The following is a 211-nucleotide window of genomic DNA, read 5'->3' as shown; positions in this document are numbered from 1 at the left end:
CTTTCCCTACACGACGCTCTTCCGATCTCCCATGGGTGTGCTCTCCTGCCTCGCAGGCAAGCTCCTGTACGGTACAGTTTCCGTCATGGACATGTTCTTCCGCAAAACCGCAGACCAGAATTTTCTCATAGCATTTCTCGGTGTGCTTATGAGCCTCTTTGCTGCAGGCAGGCTCTGCAACTGCATTCCAAGCCTCCGGTGCCGTCTGGCC

Source organism: uncultured Acetatifactor sp. (assembly GCF_948601915.1).
Lineage (GTDB): Bacteria > Bacillota > Clostridia > Lachnospirales > Lachnospiraceae > Acetatifactor.
This window is presented reverse-complemented; position numbering follows the sequence as displayed.